The following is a 16,113-nucleotide window of genomic DNA, read 5'->3' as shown; positions in this document are numbered from 1 at the left end:
AGAGGCTTTCGATGGGCGCACAACGGGTTCTCGTGGTCGGGCTCGGCAACATGGGCCTGTCCCATGCCCTCGCCTATACGCGGATCGAGGGCTTCGAGATCGCAGGGCTTTGTACGCGCAACATCGAAAGCATGGAGCTTCCTGCCGCTTTGCAGGGTCTCCCGCGCTTCACCGATTTCGAGGATGCCCTCGCCGCTTTGAGGCCGGATGTGGTGTCGATCAACACATGGTCCGACACGCACGCTCCCTACGCCATCCGTGCGATGGAAGCAGGCGCGCATGTCTTCGTGGAAAAGCCGCTCGCCGACACGGTGAAGGAAGCCGAGCGCGTGGTCGAAACGGCGATCCGGACGAAACGCAAGCTCGTCATCGGCTATATCCTTCGCCACCATCCCTCCTGGATCAAGTTCATCGAGATCGCCAGGACCCTGGGTGCGCCCCACGTCTTCCGCATGAATCTCAATCAGCAATCGAGCGGAGCGGCCTGGGAGGCGCACAAGCGCCTGCTGCAGTCCCTCTCGCCCATCGTCGATTGCGGCGTGCATTACGTCGACGTGATGTGCCAGATCACCCGTGCCAAACCGGTGCAGGTGCATGGGATAGGCACGCGCCTGACGAATGACATGCCGGACGGTATGTACAATTACGGTCATCTGCATGTGACCTTCGATGACGGCTCGGTTGGGTGGTACGAGGCCGGGTGGGGGCCGATGATGAGCGAAACGGCCTATTTCGTGAAGGACGTGATCGGCCCGAAGGGCAGCGTGAGCATCGTCATGGCCGAGACCGCCGGCGACATTCGCTCGGACGACATCAACGCCCATACCAAGACCAATCAGATCCTGCTCCATCATGCCGCGCTTAAAGGGGACAGCACCTTCGCGAAACCGGACGAGCGCATCAGCACCACGGACGAGCCGGACCACGATGCCCTCTGCGAGCGGGAACAGCGCTTCCTCCTGCAGGCGATCCAGGAAGATGTGGACCTGACGGATCACATGAACGATGCGGTCCGCTCTCTGCGCATCGTGTTGGCTGCCGACGAGGCCGTGCGGACGGGCCGCGCCGTCTCGCTTTAAAGAGCTCTCAGTTCTTCTCGTAGAAGACGAAGCTGCGATTTCGTCCCGAGAACTCTCGCTCGTATTCCCGCGTCACCCGCCAGCCATGACGCTCGTAGAATCGGCGGGCGCTGTGATTGTCGCGGAAGCACTCGAGACTCTTCGCTCCCAACGCTTCCGCCTGCCGCAAAAGAAGCGCCCCGCCCCCCTTGCCGCTGGCGGTGGGATCCATGAAGAGCATGTCGATATGCCCGTCGGTCATGAGCAGAAAACCGATGGGAGTATCGCCGGAGAGTGCGATCAGCATGCGTTCCCATGAGGCATTGAACCGCTCGGCAAAGAACGCCACGCCCCGACCCGCGAGCACGCTCTCTTCCAAAATATCTGCAAAGGCTGCCCGATAGGATCGCTCGGCAATCGTGGCCAGGGCCGGAATATCCTCTACCCTGGCGGGTCGCACGATCACGGCTGCCCTCTCAGGCGCGGATCGAGCGTGTCGCGCAATGCGTCGCCCAAGAGATTGAAGCCGAAGGACAGGAACAGGATGGCAAAGCCCGCGAAGATGGCGCTCCACGGCGAGAGCATGAGGAAGTTGCGGCCTTCCGACAGCATCAGGCCAAGTGACGGCGTCGGCGGCTGCGTGCCGAGGCCGAGGAACGAGAGCGAAGCCTCGACCAGGATCGCGGCGGAGAGCAGCAGGCTCGTCTGGACCAGGATGACGGAGGCGAGGTTCGGCAGGATATGCAGGAAGATGATGCGCGGATCCGAGGCGCCGATGGCCTTGGCACCCGCCACGTACTCGCTTTCGCACAGGACCAGCGCCGGACCGCGCAGGAGCCGCGCGAAAATCGGCGTGTAGACCACCGCAATAGCGGCCGCCGCGCTGTAGGTGTGAGGCCCGAGAACGGCGATGATTCCGATGGCGAGCAGCATCACCGGGAAGGCGAAGAGAACATCCATGACGCGCATGATGATGCGGTCGAGCCAACCGCGGTAGTAAGCCGCCACGAGGCCGAGCGCTCCACCGGCGAACAATGCAATGCCGACGGCCAGCAGGCAGGCGATGAGCGAGGTGCGGTAGCCGTAGAGAATGCGGGTCAGCACGTCCCGGCCGAGCTGATCGGTGCCGAACCAGTTCAACTCTGATGGCGCGCGCAGGCGCCGCGCGACGCTCTGCGCCATGGGATCATAAGGCGCAACGAGCGGCGCGCCGATGGCGAGGATCAGTTGGATCGCCACCAGAATGACGGCGAAAGTCAGAAGTTTGTTCTTGGCCAGACGCGACACGGCTCAAGCCCTCACGCGGGGATCGACGATGATATAGAGAAAGTCGACCAGAAAGTTCACGAAAACGAAGCCCGCCGTCACCACGAGAATCGTGGCCTGGATCAGCGGATAGTTGCGCTCGGCGATGGCGCCGAGGATCAGGCGGCCGAGACCCGGAATGGCGAAGACCTGCTCGACCACGATGGCGCCGCCGAGCAGATAGCCCGTCATGATGCCGACGCTGGTGAGAAACGGGATCAGCGCATTGCGCAGGGCGTGCTTGTAGACGACGCGCCGCTCCGGCAATCCCTTGGCGCGGGCAGTGCGGACATAATCCTGCCCCAGCGCGTCGAGCATGGCCGAACGCACGAGACGCGAGAGATTGGCCAGGATCGGCAACGCCAGCGCAAAGGCCGGCAGCACCATGCGCTGGAGATTGCCGACGGGATCCTCCGAGAAGGGCACATAGCCGAGCGAGGCGAAGCCCGGCGCCCAGTTGGAAAGGAGAAGGATCAGCACGATCCCGAGCCAGAAGGAGGGAATCGTCAGACCTGCGATAGCGCTCACACGCATGGCGACATCGGCCGCACCGCCGCGCGTCTGCGCCATCAGGCAGCCGACCGGCACGGCCAATACCGCACCGATGACAAGCGAGAGAAAGGTGAGCTCCAGCGTCGGCCACAGATGCAGAAGGATCTCGGTCGAGACCGGACGGCCCGTCCAGAGAGAGGTGCCGAAATCGCCGCGAAGAGCCGATCCGGCCCAGACCAGATATTGCTCGACGATGGGCCGGTCGAGTCCGACGCGGCGGTTGAGTTCCGCCATGCGCTCAGGAGTGATTTCGGTGTTCGCACCCAGCATGATCGCAACCGCATCCCCGGGGATCATCCGGATCATCAGGAACACGATGATCGATACGCCGAAAAGGACGATAACGAGATCGATGAGGCGCGCGAGCAGGACTCGGTTCATGCAAAAGGGCTCTTTGAAAAAAGCCCTGGCGCCGCGCGAATGCGGCGCCAGGGCGAATGTTGCGAATTAGTAGGACGCGTTGCGCAGGGTCAGAAGCGACCGGTTCGGCATCGTGTCGAAACCCTGCAGCTTGCTGTTCATGGCCGAGAACAGGGTGCCATAGGTCAGGTGCGCCACGGGACCCGAGCAAGCGAGCTTCTGCTGCACCTTATCGTACGCCGTCTTACGCGCCGCCTGGTCCTGCAGGGTGCGGGCCTGATCGAGCAGTCCGTCGATCTCCGCATCCGAATATTTGAACACGTTGGTCGAGCCACCCGTGCGGAAGGTGCGGTAGAAATAATCATCCGGATCGGGCTGGCCGGCATTGATCGAGGCGAACATGTCGAAGTTGCTGTTGCGCCAGTCCTGAATGAACTGACCCTGCTCCTGGTTGATCAGCTCCACCTTGAAGCCAGCCTTGTTCAGCTGCTCCTGCACCACCTGGGCGATGTCCTTGACGTCCTGGCGCGGCAGAACTTTCAGGGTGACGGCAACCGGCGTGGCAACGCCTGCTTCCTTCAGGAGCGCCTGCGCCTTGGCGGGATCGGGCTTGTAGCAGGCGAACTGGTTCACATCGAGCGCCCAGGATTTCAGGGCCGGCGACAGCGGTCCGCCGGGCACGCCGGCACCGAAGAGAGCCGCATCGACGATCTCCTGGCGGTTGATGGCGTAGTTTACGGCCTCACGCACCTTCGGGTTGTCGAAAGGCGGCTTCGACACGTTCATGCCAATGAGCGTGTAGGCCAGATCCATCGTCTCGGAGAGCTTCACGTTCGGCTTGCCCTTGAGCTGCAGCGCCGTGGCCGCGTCGATATTGGGCAGAAGCGCGTATTGTCCGTTGCTCAGGCCCACCTGACGGGTGGCGGATTCAGGCACGATGTTGAATTTCAGCCCCGCGAGCTTCGGCATGCCCTTGTCCCAATAGGCATCGTTCTTCGCGAGCAGAATGAAGCCGTTCGGCTGCCACTCCTGGAACTTGTACGGGCCCGTACCGACCGGCGCCTTCTGCAGGGCGTCCTTGTTCGCCTCCATGGCGCTCGGCACGATGGCGATGGTGGCAAGCGAGCTAAGGAGCGCCGCGGACGGCTCCTTGAGCTTCAGCTCCACGGTCGTGGCATCGACGGCATTGGCGCTGTCGATGGCCGACAGGCGGCTTGCCAGCGGCGAAGCGATATCCTTGCTCAGCACGCGCTTGATCGTGGACGCCACATCCTCGGCCTCCATGGCCGAGCCGTCATGGAATTTCACGCCCGAGCGCAGCTTGAAGGTGTAGGTCTTGCCGTCCGGCGAGGCGGTCCAGGACTCGGCGAGACCGGGGACGATCTTCAGGTCCTTGTCGATGGCCGTGAGGCCCTCATAGATATTGCCGTTCACCACCATGAAGCTCGGAAAAGCGGTGATGAGATGCGGATCAAGACCCGTGGGGCTGTTATCCGCCCCGATCTCCAGAACCTGAGCCGAGGCGGAGGCCGTCGCCGCCACCATGAAACCTGCACCGATTGCGCTGCGCAGTGCTGACCTGACCATGCGTCTTTTCTCCCTTGGAAGCCGCAGGGGATTTATAGGCCATCGCCACGGACCTGTCATGGTCCAATATCATACCACTCTAGACCCATTCACCGCCTGTGCTATGGTCAGCTCCGAACAATGCATCCCGGAGCAGCAGATGTCGCAACGCCCCCCCGTCAAAGCCATCGGCGCGATCAGCGGCACGTCCATGGACGGCATCGATGTCTCCATCGTGGAGACGGACGGCGACACCGTCGTGCGGCCGGGACCGGGGCGGACCTTCTCCTATCCGGAGGATTTGCGGAAAACTCTCCAGGCGCTGATCGCCGAGCCAGAGCGGGCGCAGAGCGAGCCGCTGCAGGATCTCGAACAGGCGGTGACGGACGCGCATATCGCGGCGATCCAGCGCTTCATGACGGAAACGGGGATTCCGGCCGGTGATGTGAGCCTGATCGGCTTTCACGGCCAGACCGTCTATCACCGGCCGGAGGTCCGCTTCACGCGCCAGCTCGGCCTCGGCGACCGTGTCGCCGAGGCGCTCGGAATCGATACGGTCTATCGCTTCCGCCATGCCGATGTGGCCTCGGGCGGCGAAGGGGCGCCCTTCGTTCCGCTCTATCACCGCGCGCTCGCGAGCAAACTCCCCCAACCCGTCATGATCCTCAATCTCGGCGGTGTCGGGAACGTCACCTATATCGACGGCGATACGGTGATTGCCTTCGACACCGGCCCGGCAAGCGCCCTGCTCGACGATTTCATCCTGCGCCGCCGCGGCCTCAGCTTCGACGAGAACGGACAGCTTGCCGCTTCCGGCAGGGCGGACGCGAAGCTCGTCATGGACTTCATGCTCAATCCGTTCTTCGACCGCCCCGCCCCGAAATCCCTCGATCGCCAGGACTTCCATGCCCGCGCCAAGGGCGTCGAGGCCTTGCCCGATGCCGATGGAGCCGCAACCCTGGCGGAGTTCACGATCCAATCCGTCATCGCCTCCCTGCGCCACGTTCCGCGCGCGCCGCAGCGCTGGCTCGTCACTGGCGGCGGCCGGCGCAATGCGCATTTCATGAGGCGTCTGCACGAGGAACTGAGTGTGGCCGTCGACCCGGTCGAGGCGGTCGGTTGGGACGGCGACTTCCTGGAGGCCCAGGCCTTCGGCTATCTCGCCGTGCGCTCCACGCTCGGATTGCCGCTGAGCCTTCCCACGACGACCGGTGTGCCGCATCCGATGCCCGGCGGCGAACTGCATCGCGCCGCCTGAGCCTGCCATGCCTCTCAAGACCTTGATCGAACAGGCCTTCGCGCCCGCTGCCGCGTCCGTTCGAGACGGCAACATTCCCGGTGCCGTGCTCGGCATCGTCACCGCCGATGGCGAGCGTGCCGTGCAATGGGCCGGCCACGCGCAGATCGAGCCGGAGCGCGAGCCTCTTTCCCGCGAAACATGGTTCGATCTCGCGTCTCTCACCAAGGTCATCTTCACGACGACGCGCATCCTGCAATTGGTGGAAGCGGGAAAAATTTCGCTCGACGATCCTCTCGTGAAGGTGATTCCGGATCTGCGCCAATACGACATGAACGCGGCGGAGCGGCGCCTCACCTTCCGCCAGTGCCTTACGCATCAGACGCATCTGCCCGCCGTCGAGCCGCTCTATACCTATGGCCAGGATCCCGAGACGCTGCGCGCCTTCATTCTGCAGCGCGTGTGGCAACCCGGTCCGCCGGTCTATTCCGACATCAACTTCAAGCTGCTCGGCATCGCCATCGAGCGCATCACCGGGCAGAAGCTGATCGATCAGCCGTTGCCTGAACAATTCTCCTTCCGGCCCGACCCGAAGCTCTGCGCGGCAACGGAGCGCTGCACTTGGCGCGGGCGCGTGATGCGCGGCGAGGTGCATGACGAGAACGCCTATGCGCTCGGCGGCGCCTCGGGTCATGCGGGCTTGTTCGGCACCATCGACGGCGTGCTCGATTTCGCCCATTCGCTTCTCGACGGCTCCGGCCTTTCGCCCGAGTCCATCAAGGCCATCCGCACGCGCGAATCGGAAAAGCGTACGGTGGGCTGGGAGGGCTTCTATCCCGGCTGGCATGGAGGCGATGCCTGCTCACCAGATACCATCGGTCATACGGGATTCACGGGCACTGGGCTATGGCTCGATTTCGAGCGCGGTCTTGCCTGGTCGCTGCTCACCAACCGCGTCCATCCGAGCCGGCACAAGGACAGCGGAATCCTGAGCTTGCGCCGTGCAACGGGCGAGCAGGTGATCGCGTTGATCGACCGGCGGCGGCCGCTTTAAGGATGCCAACAGAAAGTTGGCCGCTGCCCTCGTCCGGTTCTCTGCAGGCCATTGTTAGGGTTCTCAACTGGTCCTATACTGGTCTGGAAGAAAGTTGGCACAATGGCGACAGAACATTTCAGTACCCGCTACCAAGACCTCGATACCTGGCCGAGCCTCGACGTCCTCTCGGCCTTCTATGAAGGTCAGCTTGCGGCAGTGGCCGCCGTCCGGCCCTCCCTTCCCGCCATCGCGGCGGCGGCGGAAGAGGCGGTCAAGCGCCTGCGCCGGGGCGGGCGGCTCGTCTATGCGGGCGCCGGCACCTCGGGCCGCATCGGCGTCCAGGACGGAACGGAACTGCCGCCGACCTTCAACTGGCCGGACGACCGGGTGGTTTATCTCATTGCCGGCGGCACGGGCGCCATCATGCAGGCAGTCGAAAACGCCGAGGATTCGGTCGAGGAAGGCATCGCCGGTATCCGCAACAACAAGGTCGGTCCTGATGACGTCGTGATCGGCGTCGCGGCCAGTGGCCGAACGCCATTCACTATCGCAGCCCTGAAGGAAGCAGCCTCCCGCGGGGCGCAGACCATCGGCATCTCCAACAATCCCGACGCGCCGATTCTCGACGCCTGCTCCCACCCGATTCTCGCCGATACCGGCGAGGAGGTGATCGCCGGATCGACCCGCATGAAGGCCGGCACGGCGCAGAAGATCATCCTCAATCTCCTCTCGACGCTGATCATGGTGCGCCTCGACCGGGTCTATCGCGGCCTGATGGTCAACATGCGCGCGACGAACGCCAAGCTGCGCCGCCGCAGCGAGATCATGGTCTCGCAGATCACCGATTGCGACGACGCCACCGCCATCGAGGCCATCCGGCAATCGGACGGCGACCTGAAAACCGCCGTTCTCATCGCGCTCGGCGCAAGCCCGGCGGAAGCACGCAGTGCGCTCGAGCGAAACGGTGGCAATCTGCGCAAAGCCCTGGCAGACTTTTCCAAGTCTCCCTAACAAGGAAGACGTCATAACAAAGCCGGCGGCATCGCTGGCAGGAAGAAGGCGAAGGGTCATGGGGCTGGGGCTTGGCATCGACGCGGGCGGCACCGCCACGCGCTGGCGGCTGGCGGATGCGAGCGGCCAATGCATCGCTCAAGGCTCCGTCGCTCCGCTGACCGGCCACCTCTTCTCCGCCGCCGCCGAGGAGCGCGCCCGGCAGATCGTTCTCGACATGGCCCAGGCCGTCATGAAGACCGGGCGGCCTCTCGGCATCATCGCCGGTATCACGGGCTTGACCCGCGACACGCCGGCGGAAGCCACCATGCGTTCCCTATTCGCGGAGACCTTCGAGCTCGCGCCCGACAAGGTCTTCGTCGCAGAGGACATGTGGATCGCCTACCTGTCCTACTTTGCGCTTGGCGAAGGTATCCTGGTCTATAGCGGCACCGGCTCCATCGGCTATTACCTGTCGGAGAACAAGGAAGTGATCCGGGTCGGCGGGCGCGGCAACCTGATCGACGATGGCGGCTCCGGCTTCTGGATCGCCCGCGAGGCCCTGAAGTCGACCCTTCGTACCGAAGAGGAAAGCCCCGGCCAGGGCTGGACCACGACGCTCGGCACCTGCCTCGCCAAGGCGCTCGGCGGCACGGACTGGAACATCGTCCGCTCCTTCGTCTATGGCGGCGACCGCGGCAAGATCGGCTCGCTGGCCCGTGCCGTGGGCGAAGCGGCCCAGGCAGGCGACGGAATCGCGCTTCGGATCCTGAAGGAAGCCGGCGAGGAGCTCGCCCGCCTCGCCAACGCTCTTATCAAGCGACTCGGCCCGAGGCCGGTGGCCCTGGTGGGTGGCTCGGCGCGGCTCCATCCTGTCCTGTCCGATGCCTTCCGGAAGCAACTGGTGGCGCCCGTGGAGTTCATCGCCACCGATCTCGACGCCGCGCTCACGGCAGCGCGGCTGGCGGCGACGCTCAACAAGGTGTGACGAGCGGTCAAGGCTGGCAGACCCTCAGAGGGACCGGAAGACCTTGCCTAATCGGCCCCGCTCGTCCAAGACTTCAGCGGCGAAATCTGATCCAAGACGAATTTTCCGATGCATGCTCTCTTCGTGGGCCAGACCTATATCGACGTGACCTTCCTGGCGGACGAGCTTCCGACGGGAGATGAGAAGACCGTGGCGCGGGATTATGCGATCTCGTTCGGCGGCAACGCGGTCACGGCCGCCTTCGCCTGCGCCAAGCTTGGGCTAGCGCCCGATCTCCTGACCTCGATCGCCGATGACTGGCTCGGCCGCATGTTCATCGACATGGCGGCGAAATACGGCATCTCGGTCCACCACCGGAAGGTCCACGAATCGTCCCTGTCCTTCATCATGCCGCGTGGCGGCAAGCGTGCCATCGTCCGCTGCCGTGACGACCATTACCTGCATCCTGTGCCGCCGCTGAACCTCCAGGGCTGCAAGGCCCTGCATCTCGACGGCCACCAGGCCGATGCGGCCATGCATTACGCCAAGATCTGCCGCGAATCCGGCATCCTCACCTCGCTCGATGGCGGCGGCCTACGCTCCAACACGCACGAGCTTCTGGAATTCATCGACGTCGCCATCGTGGCCGAGCGCCTATGCGAGCAGATGGACCTGACGCCGGCCGGCATGCTGGGCTATCTCAAGAGCCGCGGCTGCAAGATCGGCGGCGTGACCCTGGGCGAGCGCGGCCTCGTCTGGTACGACGAGACCGGCCAGGAAAGCATCCTGCCGGCTCTGAACGTCCCGAGTGAGGCGGTGGTCGACACCAACGGCGCTGGCGACATCTTCCACGGCGCCTATGTCTATTCCGCCATGGCCCGACCCGACCTGCCCTGGCGCGAGCATTTCATCTTCGCCCGCGCAGCATCCGCTCATGCCATCCAGCATCTCGGCAACGAGGCGAGCCTGCCGACCATCGGGGACATTGCGCAGGTGCAGGAGCGCTATATCGAGCGCAAGCTGGCGGCGTAATCTTCCTCAGATATAACTGTCATAAGGAAAAGGCGGCTGTTAAGCCGCCTTCTTCTGATAATCCTTCACGTCGGAGAACTGGATCGCCTTGTAGCGATCGACTTCGTACTGAAGGTTGAACATGTTCGGCGCCATGAAGACCGGCGCATCGTCGAGATCGCGCGCCATCGACGACAGGTGGCTGTCGATGAACTTGTCGAGCTCTTTCTGATCGCCCGCCGTGATCCAGCGGCAGATGGAAAAGCGCGTCGGCTCGTAATCGATCGGCAAGCCGTATTCGGCGCCCAATCGCTCTTTCAGCACATCGAGCTGCAGCGCCCCAACGACACCGACGATGGCGCCGGAACCATCCTGCGGCACGAAGAGCTGCACCACGCCCTCCTCAGCCATCTGCTGCAGGGCCTCGCGCAGTTTCTTCGCCTTCATGGCATCCTGCAGCTTGATGCGGCGCAGGATTTCCGGCGCGAAGCTCGGCACACCGCGGAAGATGATGTCCTCACCTTCTGTCAGCGTATCGCCGATGCGCAACGTTCCGTGGTTGGGAATACCGACCACATCGCCGGCCCAGGCCTCGTCCGCGATGGCGCGGTCCTGGGCGAAGAAGAATTGCGGCGAGTTCAGGCTCATGGGCTTGCCCGTGCGCACGAGCTTCGCCTTCATGCCGCGCTGGAGTTTTCCTGAGCAGATGCGCATGAAGGCGATGCGGTCGCGGTGGTTCGGATCCATGTTGGCCTGGATCTTGAACACGAAGCCCGACATCTTGGGCTCGCCTGCCTCGACCAGACGCTTGTCGGCCTCCTGGCCGCGCGGCGGCGGCGCGTAGGCAGCCAGCGCATCGATCAGGTCGCGCACGCCAAAATTGCGTAAGGCGCTGCCGAAGAACACCGGCGTGAGATGGCCTTCGCGGAAGGCCTGAAGGTCGAAGGGCTTGCAGGCCTCCTGCGCGAGCATCACCTCTTCCTGCCACGCATCGGCCTCTTCCGGCGGCAGCAGGCTCGTGAGCTTCGGATCGTCGGGGCCGGAGACCGGCGTCGGCTCATCGTCCGTATCGATGCGACGGACCATGTTGCGGTGCAGGTCGAAGGTGCCGGCAAAGCTCTTGCCCTGGCTGATCGGCCATGTGACGGGCGAGGTGTCCAGCGCCAGCGTCTTCTCGATCTCGTCGAGCAGGTCGAAGGGATTGCGCGCCTCGCGGTCCATCTTGTTGATGAAGGTCACGATCGGGATGTCGCGCATGCGGCACACCTCGAAGAGCTTGCGGGTGCGCGCCTCGATGCCCTTCGCGGCGTCGATCACCATGATGGCGGAATCGACGGCGGTGAGCGTCCGATAGGTATCCTCCGAGAAGTCCTCGTGGCCCGGCGTGTCGAGCAGGTTGAAGACGCAGCCGCCATACTCGAAGGTCATGACCGAGGTCACGACCGAGATGCCGCGCTCCTTCTCGATGCCCATCCAGTCGGACCGGGTCGAGACGCGGTTCTTCTTGGCCTTCACCTCACCGGCAAGCTGGATCGCGCCTCCGAAGAGCAGGAGCTTCTCGGTCAGCGTGGTCTTACCCGCGTCCGGGTGGGAGATGATCGCAAAGGTTCGGCGGCGGCCCACGGGGGCCGGAAGGTCGGTCATGGCGCTTTTAAAATTCTCTGGGAACGAAGGTGGGGACAGAACGCCGCAGCGCCCCGTCCTTTTGCTGGGCTCTTCTCACCCCATATGGGGGTTTCCCGTCAACAGTGAAAGGAGGTGATCCAGTGTCTCATTGTCATACCCTACGGTCCCCGGTTGCCGTGACCTGGATCTTGGCCTCTGCCGAGATTGGTGCGTAACGCACGTCAAGGAGCGGCTCCTCAAGGGCCGTGGAACCGACAATGGAAAGGCCGCCTCGCAGGGGCGGCCTTTCTTTTTTGTTTTCAAAGGATTTTATGCCCCCAGCAGCTTGCCGGTCCGCTTGGCTGTGGTGCCGGCGACCTTGGCGATCCGCATGCCCTGGGTGACGAAGCGCACGGCGACCCGGGCGAACATTGTACCGTCGGATGGGGCCTCGGCCAGCGTCACTGCGCCGGTCAGCGGATCGATCACTTCGGCAATCACCTCGCCTGCCTTCACTTTCGCGCCCACCTCGGTCCTGAACACCAAGATGCCGTTGGCTGGAGCCTGGACCGGCTCGGAGGCCGCTAATGGAGTTGCATAGCAGAAAGCCTCAGGGATCTGGGGAGCCTCGCCGGCTATCGCGCCGCGCAGGATCATGTAATCGATCATCGCCGCTGCATCGGCTTTTCCCGTCTCATGCGTCACGTCCTGCTCGCCCCGGAACTCCAGCGTCGTCGAATGGCAGCCGAACGGGATCGGATAATCCGGAAATCGGTCGGCAAGCTCCGCCCAGGGACGGCTGCAGGCCTCGTCGAAAGGTTCGTCGCCCGATTCGTCGGCCAGCAGATAGGCATGGGAGCCGATGAACGCCGAGAGGGCTGAGAATTCCTCCGCCGAGCGGGTATGGGTGTAGAGATGGACCACGGCCTCGGAATCGCAGTGCAGGTCGAGCACGATGTCCGCCTCCTGGGCCAAGCCCAGCAGGGCCTTCTTCATGACCTCGGCTGCGTTCGAGGGCTTCCAGGCTTCGAGCTCGGCTCGCAGGGCTTCGCGGATCAGGCGGACATTCGCCTCCCCGTCCTTCGTGAGCTTGCCCTCGATCCGCTCGGCGACCTTCGGCACGAGGTGAGGATAGCCGCGGTTGAAGTTGACCCCGTCGGCGAGATGAAAGCGGCCGATATGGTCCCCCATGACCCGCTGCGCGAGGCCGATGGGATTGGCGGAGGGCACGAGGATGATCTCGCCCTTGATCTTGCCCTCAGCCTCAAGGGCGGCCAAGCGCTCGCGCAGATGGTGAGCCGCGATCATGCCGGGGATCTCGTCGGCATGGAGCGAGGCCTGGACATAGATGCGCGGACGGGCACCTTCCGCGCCGAAGCGCTGAACCGTCAGCGACAGGTTCGCTCCGGGAGCGAGAGGCGAAAGGGCGATATTTTCTGTTCTCATGTTCCGTCAATCAAGGTTTTAGAGCTGTTTCCACTGACGTGGAATCAGCCCTCTTCTTTATTTCTCCGCATTTTTTGACGGCGAACCGGATCCACTTCGCCGAAAAATGCTTCAGGCAGGACCTGTCAGGTAGCCTGCCACCCTTGAGATTGGAAGACGAAACGCTGCGGGCTCGAGACGATGGCGGCAAGCCCCTGCAGGGCCGGTTCCGGATTGACGATAGCGTAAACCGGCACCTTCCTGGCCCAGGCATCGTGCGGAGCCTTGCGGTCGAAGGCCTCCCGGAAATCGCCGGCCTGGAGGATATCGACCATGCGCGGCGCGATGCCGCCGGCGATGAAGACGCCGCCGGAGGATTCGAAGGTCAGCGCCAGATCGCCGGCGAAGCGTCCGAGGAAGCGGGCGAAATGCGTCAGCGAATCCATCGCCAGCTCATTGCCCTCACGAGCGGCCGCCAGGACGTCGTTGGGAATCGTGAAGGGACAATCGACACAGCGATGCGCCGCGAGCGCCTTGGCGATGCGGAACAGGCCTGGGCCGGAGAGCACGACCTCTCCCGAAATCCGCCCGCCGACCCGCTCCAGGTGCGGCCAGATGGCGGTTTCTTCGTCATTCGTCGGCCCGAACTCCATGTGACCTGCCTCGGTCGCGAGGATCGCCAGGCGATCCTCGACCGGCACGAGCGCCCCTGCCCCAAGGCCTGTTCCGGGCCCGAGCACGACACGCGCGCCGGGCTTGGCCGGCGGAAACGTGCCGATGGGGGCGAGATCGCCCTTGGCCTCGTCGAGCACCGTCACCGAAGCGGCAACCGGCGTGTAGTCGTTGACGAGGGTCACGCGCTCGAAGTTCAGCGCCGTGCCGATGGCCTCGGCATCGACCACCCAATGGGCGTTGGTGAGGCGGATCGCGGGAGCATCCACCCGGGTCGCCACCGCGATGATGGCGGAACGGGGTGCCGGTCCCTCAAAGGCTTCGAACGCAATCCTGATGGCTCCGACCGGATCGGGCGTCTGCGCCGTCAGCGTGCGCGGCAACAGCTGAACCAGCGCACCGGGCGCGGGCAACACGGCGAAGCGGGCATTGGTCCCGCCGATATCCCCGAGCAGAACAGGAAATGCGAACATCGAAACCTATCGTCCTTTCTGCCTCTCGCAACACCGAAGAGTTACGATCAGAACGCTTCCTCCCAGCTCCGGCTCAGGCGCACGGCGGAGTTGATGAGACCGACCATGGAATAGGTCTGGGGGAAATTGCCCCACAGTTCCCCGGTCGTGTAATCCGCATCCTCGGAGAAGAGCCCGAAGGAATTGCGCAAGCTCAGGATGTGCTCGAACAGTTCCTTCGCCTCGTCCTTGCGCCCGATGACGTTCAGGGCATCCACGTACCAGAAGCCGCAGATCATGAAAGCCGTATGCATGAGGCCGAAATCGTCTTCCACATCATAACGCAGGAGAAGGTCGCCGCGCCGCAGAGCCTTGCCGCAAGCCTCCACCGTCGCGATGAAGCGCGGATCGTCGGCCTTCGCGAAATCGAGCTCCGCCAGAAGAAGGAGCGTCGCATCCAGATGCTCGCCGTCGAAGGAAGAGACGAAGGTGCCGAGCTCCGGATTGTACGCGCGTTCGTTGATGACCCTGTGCATGCGGTCGGCATTCTCGCGCCAGAAGGCAGCGCGATCCTCGCGCCCCATGGCCTCGGCGATCTTGACGAGGCGATCGCAGGCCGCCCAGCACATCACGCTCGGAAAGGTATGCACGGCCGCCTTGGTGCGCAGCTCCCACGGGCCGGCATCCGGCTGGTCGAAGACCTCGATGGCCCTGTGCCCCAGCTTTTCCAGATGCGCGAACAACGCCTTGTTGCCGGTGCGGATCAGGCGCCTGTCCAGGAAGGCGTGAACGGAGGCCAGGACGACGCTGCCATAGGCGTCGTTCTGGATCTGCGTATAGGCCGCGTTACCGACGCGCACGGGGCCCATGCCGCGATAGCCCGCCAGAGCGGTGGCCTCCCGCTCCTCGAGGTAAGGCGATCGTGTGATGCTGAAGAGCGGCGGCATGTCCTTCTGGTCGGGAATGGCCTCCATGTCGTCGACGATGTTCGTGATGTAGGTGAGATATTCCTCCATCGTCTTGGTGGTGCCGAGACGGTTGAGGGCCTGGATCACGAAATAGGCATCACGCAGCCAGCAATAGCGGTAGTCCCAGTTGCGCTGCGTGTGGGGCGCTTCCGGCACCGAGGTGGTGAGCGCCGCCACGATGGCGCCGGTCTCCTCGTAATTGCACAGCTTGAGCGTGATGGCTGCGCGGATCACCGCCTCCTGCCAGTCGAAAGGAATGGACAGGGAGCGCACCCAGTCGCGCCAGAAATCGACCGTGCTGTCGAGGAAGGCCCGGGCCGTGGAGTCCGTCTCGGACCGGAGCGGCTCGTCCTCGCCAAAGAAGAACGACAAGGGCCGGTCGACGACAAAAGGCCGCTCCTCCTGTACGTAGGACACGGACGCATCGGTGGTGAGTCGCAATGAGTAGGCAGGGCCGACGAACCGCAGGTGGTTGCTGCCGCGGGTCAGGTTTGGCGTGTAACCGCCCCAGTCGTAATGAGGCCGTAAGCGGACGCGGATGCGCGGACGGCCCTTCACGGGAGAGACGCGACGGATCAGCATCGGCGGGCGGAAGGTGCGGTCGTAATGCTTGAAGCGCGGTGCGAAATCCGTGATCTCGAGGATATTGCCGAAGGAATCCGTCATGCGCGAGACGAGGACCGCCGTGTTCTCGAGATAGGTCTGTTCGCAGCTGACTATGCCGACCATGTCGATGGCGAAGATGCCCTTCTGATCCGCGTCACTCCGCCCTTCGGGGCTGTCGAGCAGGGCGGAGAAGACCGGGTCGGCATCGAACCGCGGGAAGCAGCTCCAGGTGATCTGGGCCCGGCGATCCACCAGCGCCGAGATCGTGCAATTGCCGATGACGGCAAGGTCTAATGAACTCAT

General features: G+C 63.8%; 14 protein-coding genes. 6 read left to right on the top strand and 8 right to left on the bottom strand.

What is annotated here, in order from left to right; genetic code table 11:
* Positions 1 to 11: 11 nt before the first annotated feature.
* On the top strand, positions 12 to 1,079 hold the full coding sequence (locus tag ACS5Q1_RS20150) for a Gfo/Idh/MocA family oxidoreductase (protein WP_473099849.1): 1,068 nt from the start codon (positions 12 to 14) through the stop codon (positions 1,077 to 1,079).
* 7 nt (positions 1,080 to 1,086) lie between these two features.
* Here ACS5Q1_RS20150 and ACS5Q1_RS20145 read toward each other — a convergent pair whose 3' ends face one another.
* The 4 genes from ACS5Q1_RS20145 to ACS5Q1_RS20130 all read right to left on the bottom strand — a co-directional run bounded on the left by ACS5Q1_RS20145 (position 1,087) and on the right by ACS5Q1_RS20130 (position 4,862).
* Positions 1,087 to 1,524: a GNAT family N-acetyltransferase gene (locus tag ACS5Q1_RS20145; RefSeq protein ID WP_473099848.1), complete on the bottom strand. Its 438-nt coding sequence runs from the start codon at positions 1,522 to 1,524 to the stop codon at positions 1,087 to 1,089.
* Complete coding sequence (locus ACS5Q1_RS20140; protein WP_473099847.1) at positions 1,521 to 2,345, bottom strand: ABC transporter permease; 825 nt, start codon at positions 2,343 to 2,345, stop codon at positions 1,521 to 1,523. The genes ACS5Q1_RS20145 and ACS5Q1_RS20140 overlap by 4 nt, the downstream gene beginning before the upstream one ends.
* Positions 2,346 to 2,348: 3 nt before the next feature.
* Complete coding sequence (locus ACS5Q1_RS20135) at positions 2,349 to 3,296, bottom strand: ABC transporter permease (RefSeq protein WP_473099846.1); 948 nt, start codon at positions 3,294 to 3,296, stop codon at positions 2,349 to 2,351.
* 66 nt (positions 3,297 to 3,362) lie between these two features.
* Positions 3,363 to 4,862 (bottom strand): ABC transporter substrate-binding protein, encoded by a 1,500-nt coding sequence (locus ACS5Q1_RS20130; protein ID WP_473099845.1) that lies wholly within the window; start codon positions 4,860 to 4,862, stop codon positions 3,363 to 3,365.
* A gap of 139 nt (positions 4,863 to 5,001) precedes the next feature.
* Here ACS5Q1_RS20130 and ACS5Q1_RS20125 point away from each other — a divergent pair, with 139 nt between their 5' ends.
* From ACS5Q1_RS20125 to ACS5Q1_RS20105, 5 genes are all read left to right on the top strand, one after another.
* Positions 5,002 to 6,099 carry an anhydro-N-acetylmuramic acid kinase gene (locus ACS5Q1_RS20125; protein ID WP_473099844.1) on the top strand — a complete coding sequence of 366 codons (1,098 nt, stop codon included), beginning with the start codon at positions 5,002 to 5,004 and terminating at the stop codon, positions 6,097 to 6,099.
* Between the two features lie 7 nt (positions 6,100 to 6,106).
* Positions 6,107 to 7,132, top strand: a complete 1,026-nt coding sequence (locus tag ACS5Q1_RS20120; RefSeq protein ID WP_473099843.1) for a serine hydrolase domain-containing protein — start codon at positions 6,107 to 6,109, stop codon at positions 7,130 to 7,132.
* Positions 7,133 to 7,234: 102 nt separating this feature from the next.
* Complete coding sequence (locus ACS5Q1_RS20115; RefSeq protein ID WP_473099842.1) at positions 7,235 to 8,125, top strand: N-acetylmuramic acid 6-phosphate etherase; 891 nt, start codon at positions 7,235 to 7,237, stop codon at positions 8,123 to 8,125.
* 58 nt (positions 8,126 to 8,183) lie between these two features.
* Positions 8,184 to 9,092, top strand: a complete 909-nt coding sequence (locus ACS5Q1_RS20110; protein ID WP_473099841.1) for an N-acetylglucosamine kinase — start codon at positions 8,184 to 8,186, stop codon at positions 9,090 to 9,092.
* Positions 9,093 to 9,200: 108 nt separating this feature from the next.
* On the top strand, positions 9,201 to 10,103 hold the full coding sequence (locus ACS5Q1_RS20105) for a sugar kinase (protein ID WP_473099840.1): 903 nt from the start codon (positions 9,201 to 9,203) through the stop codon (positions 10,101 to 10,103).
* A gap of 39 nt (positions 10,104 to 10,142) precedes the next feature.
* On the opposite strand, the gene ACS5Q1_RS20100 is transcribed toward ACS5Q1_RS20105, so the two are convergent.
* From ACS5Q1_RS20100 to ACS5Q1_RS20085, 4 genes are all read right to left on the bottom strand, one after another.
* The gene (locus ACS5Q1_RS20100; RefSeq protein ID WP_473099839.1) at positions 10,143 to 11,726 is read right to left on the bottom strand and encodes a peptide chain release factor 3; all 1,584 of its coding nucleotides are present in this window, start codon (positions 11,724 to 11,726) and stop codon (positions 10,143 to 10,145) included.
* Positions 11,727 to 12,017: 291 nt separating this feature from the next.
* Positions 12,018 to 13,133 (bottom strand): succinylglutamate desuccinylase/aspartoacylase family protein, encoded by a 1,116-nt coding sequence (locus ACS5Q1_RS20095; RefSeq protein WP_473099838.1) that lies wholly within the window; start codon positions 13,131 to 13,133, stop codon positions 12,018 to 12,020.
* Positions 13,134 to 13,258: 125 nt separating this feature from the next.
* Positions 13,259 to 14,200 (bottom strand): glucokinase, encoded by a 942-nt coding sequence (locus ACS5Q1_RS20090; protein WP_473099865.1) that lies wholly within the window; start codon positions 14,198 to 14,200, stop codon positions 13,259 to 13,261.
* Between the two features lie 104 nt (positions 14,201 to 14,304).
* Positions 14,305 to 16,113, bottom strand: a complete 1,809-nt coding sequence (locus ACS5Q1_RS20085) for a glycoside hydrolase family 15 protein (RefSeq protein WP_473099837.1) — start codon at positions 16,111 to 16,113, stop codon at positions 14,305 to 14,307.

The sequence above is a fragment of the Microvirga sp. GN3 genome (genome assembly GCF_055792825.1).
The sequence above is the reverse complement of the archived record's forward strand: the minus strand, read 5'-3'. Positions and strand labels throughout refer to the sequence as shown.

What these genes read in the sequence shown, in the direction of transcription:
- ACS5Q1_RS20120 (WP_473099843.1), top strand. Translation starts at nt 6,107, where the DNA reads ATGCCTCTCAAGACCTTGATCGAACAGGCCTTCGCGCCCGCTGCCGCG.
- ACS5Q1_RS20115 (WP_473099842.1), top strand. Translation starts at nt 7,235, where the DNA reads ATGGCGACAGAACATTTCAGTACCCGCTACCAAGACCTCGATACCTGG.
- ACS5Q1_RS20105 (WP_473099840.1), top strand. Translation starts at nt 9,201, where the DNA reads ATGCATGCTCTCTTCGTGGGCCAGACCTATATCGACGTGACCTTCCTG.
- ACS5Q1_RS20110 (WP_473099841.1), top strand. Translation starts at nt 8,184, where the DNA reads ATGGGGCTGGGGCTTGGCATCGACGCGGGCGGCACCGCCACGCGCTGG.
- ACS5Q1_RS20135 (WP_473099846.1), bottom strand. Translation starts at nt 3,296, where the DNA reads ATGAACCGAGTCCTGCTCGCGCGCCTCATCGATCTCGTTATCGTCCTT.
- ACS5Q1_RS20095 (WP_473099838.1), bottom strand. Translation starts at nt 13,133, where the DNA reads ATGAGAACAGAAAATATCGCCCTTTCGCCTCTCGCTCCCGGAGCGAAC.
- ACS5Q1_RS20125 (WP_473099844.1), top strand. Translation starts at nt 5,002, where the DNA reads ATGTCGCAACGCCCCCCCGTCAAAGCCATCGGCGCGATCAGCGGCACG.
- ACS5Q1_RS20150 (WP_473099849.1), top strand. Translation starts at nt 12, where the DNA reads ATGGGCGCACAACGGGTTCTCGTGGTCGGGCTCGGCAACATGGGCCTG.
- ACS5Q1_RS20130 (WP_473099845.1), bottom strand. Translation starts at nt 4,862, where the DNA reads ATGGTCAGGTCAGCACTGCGCAGCGCAATCGGTGCAGGTTTCATGGTG.
- ACS5Q1_RS20085 (WP_473099837.1), bottom strand. Translation starts at nt 16,113, where the DNA reads ATGAGTTCATTAGACCTTGCCGTCATCGGCAATTGCACGATCTCGGCG.
- ACS5Q1_RS20100 (WP_473099839.1), bottom strand. Translation starts at nt 11,726, where the DNA reads ATGACCGACCTTCCGGCCCCCGTGGGCCGCCGCCGAACCTTTGCGATC.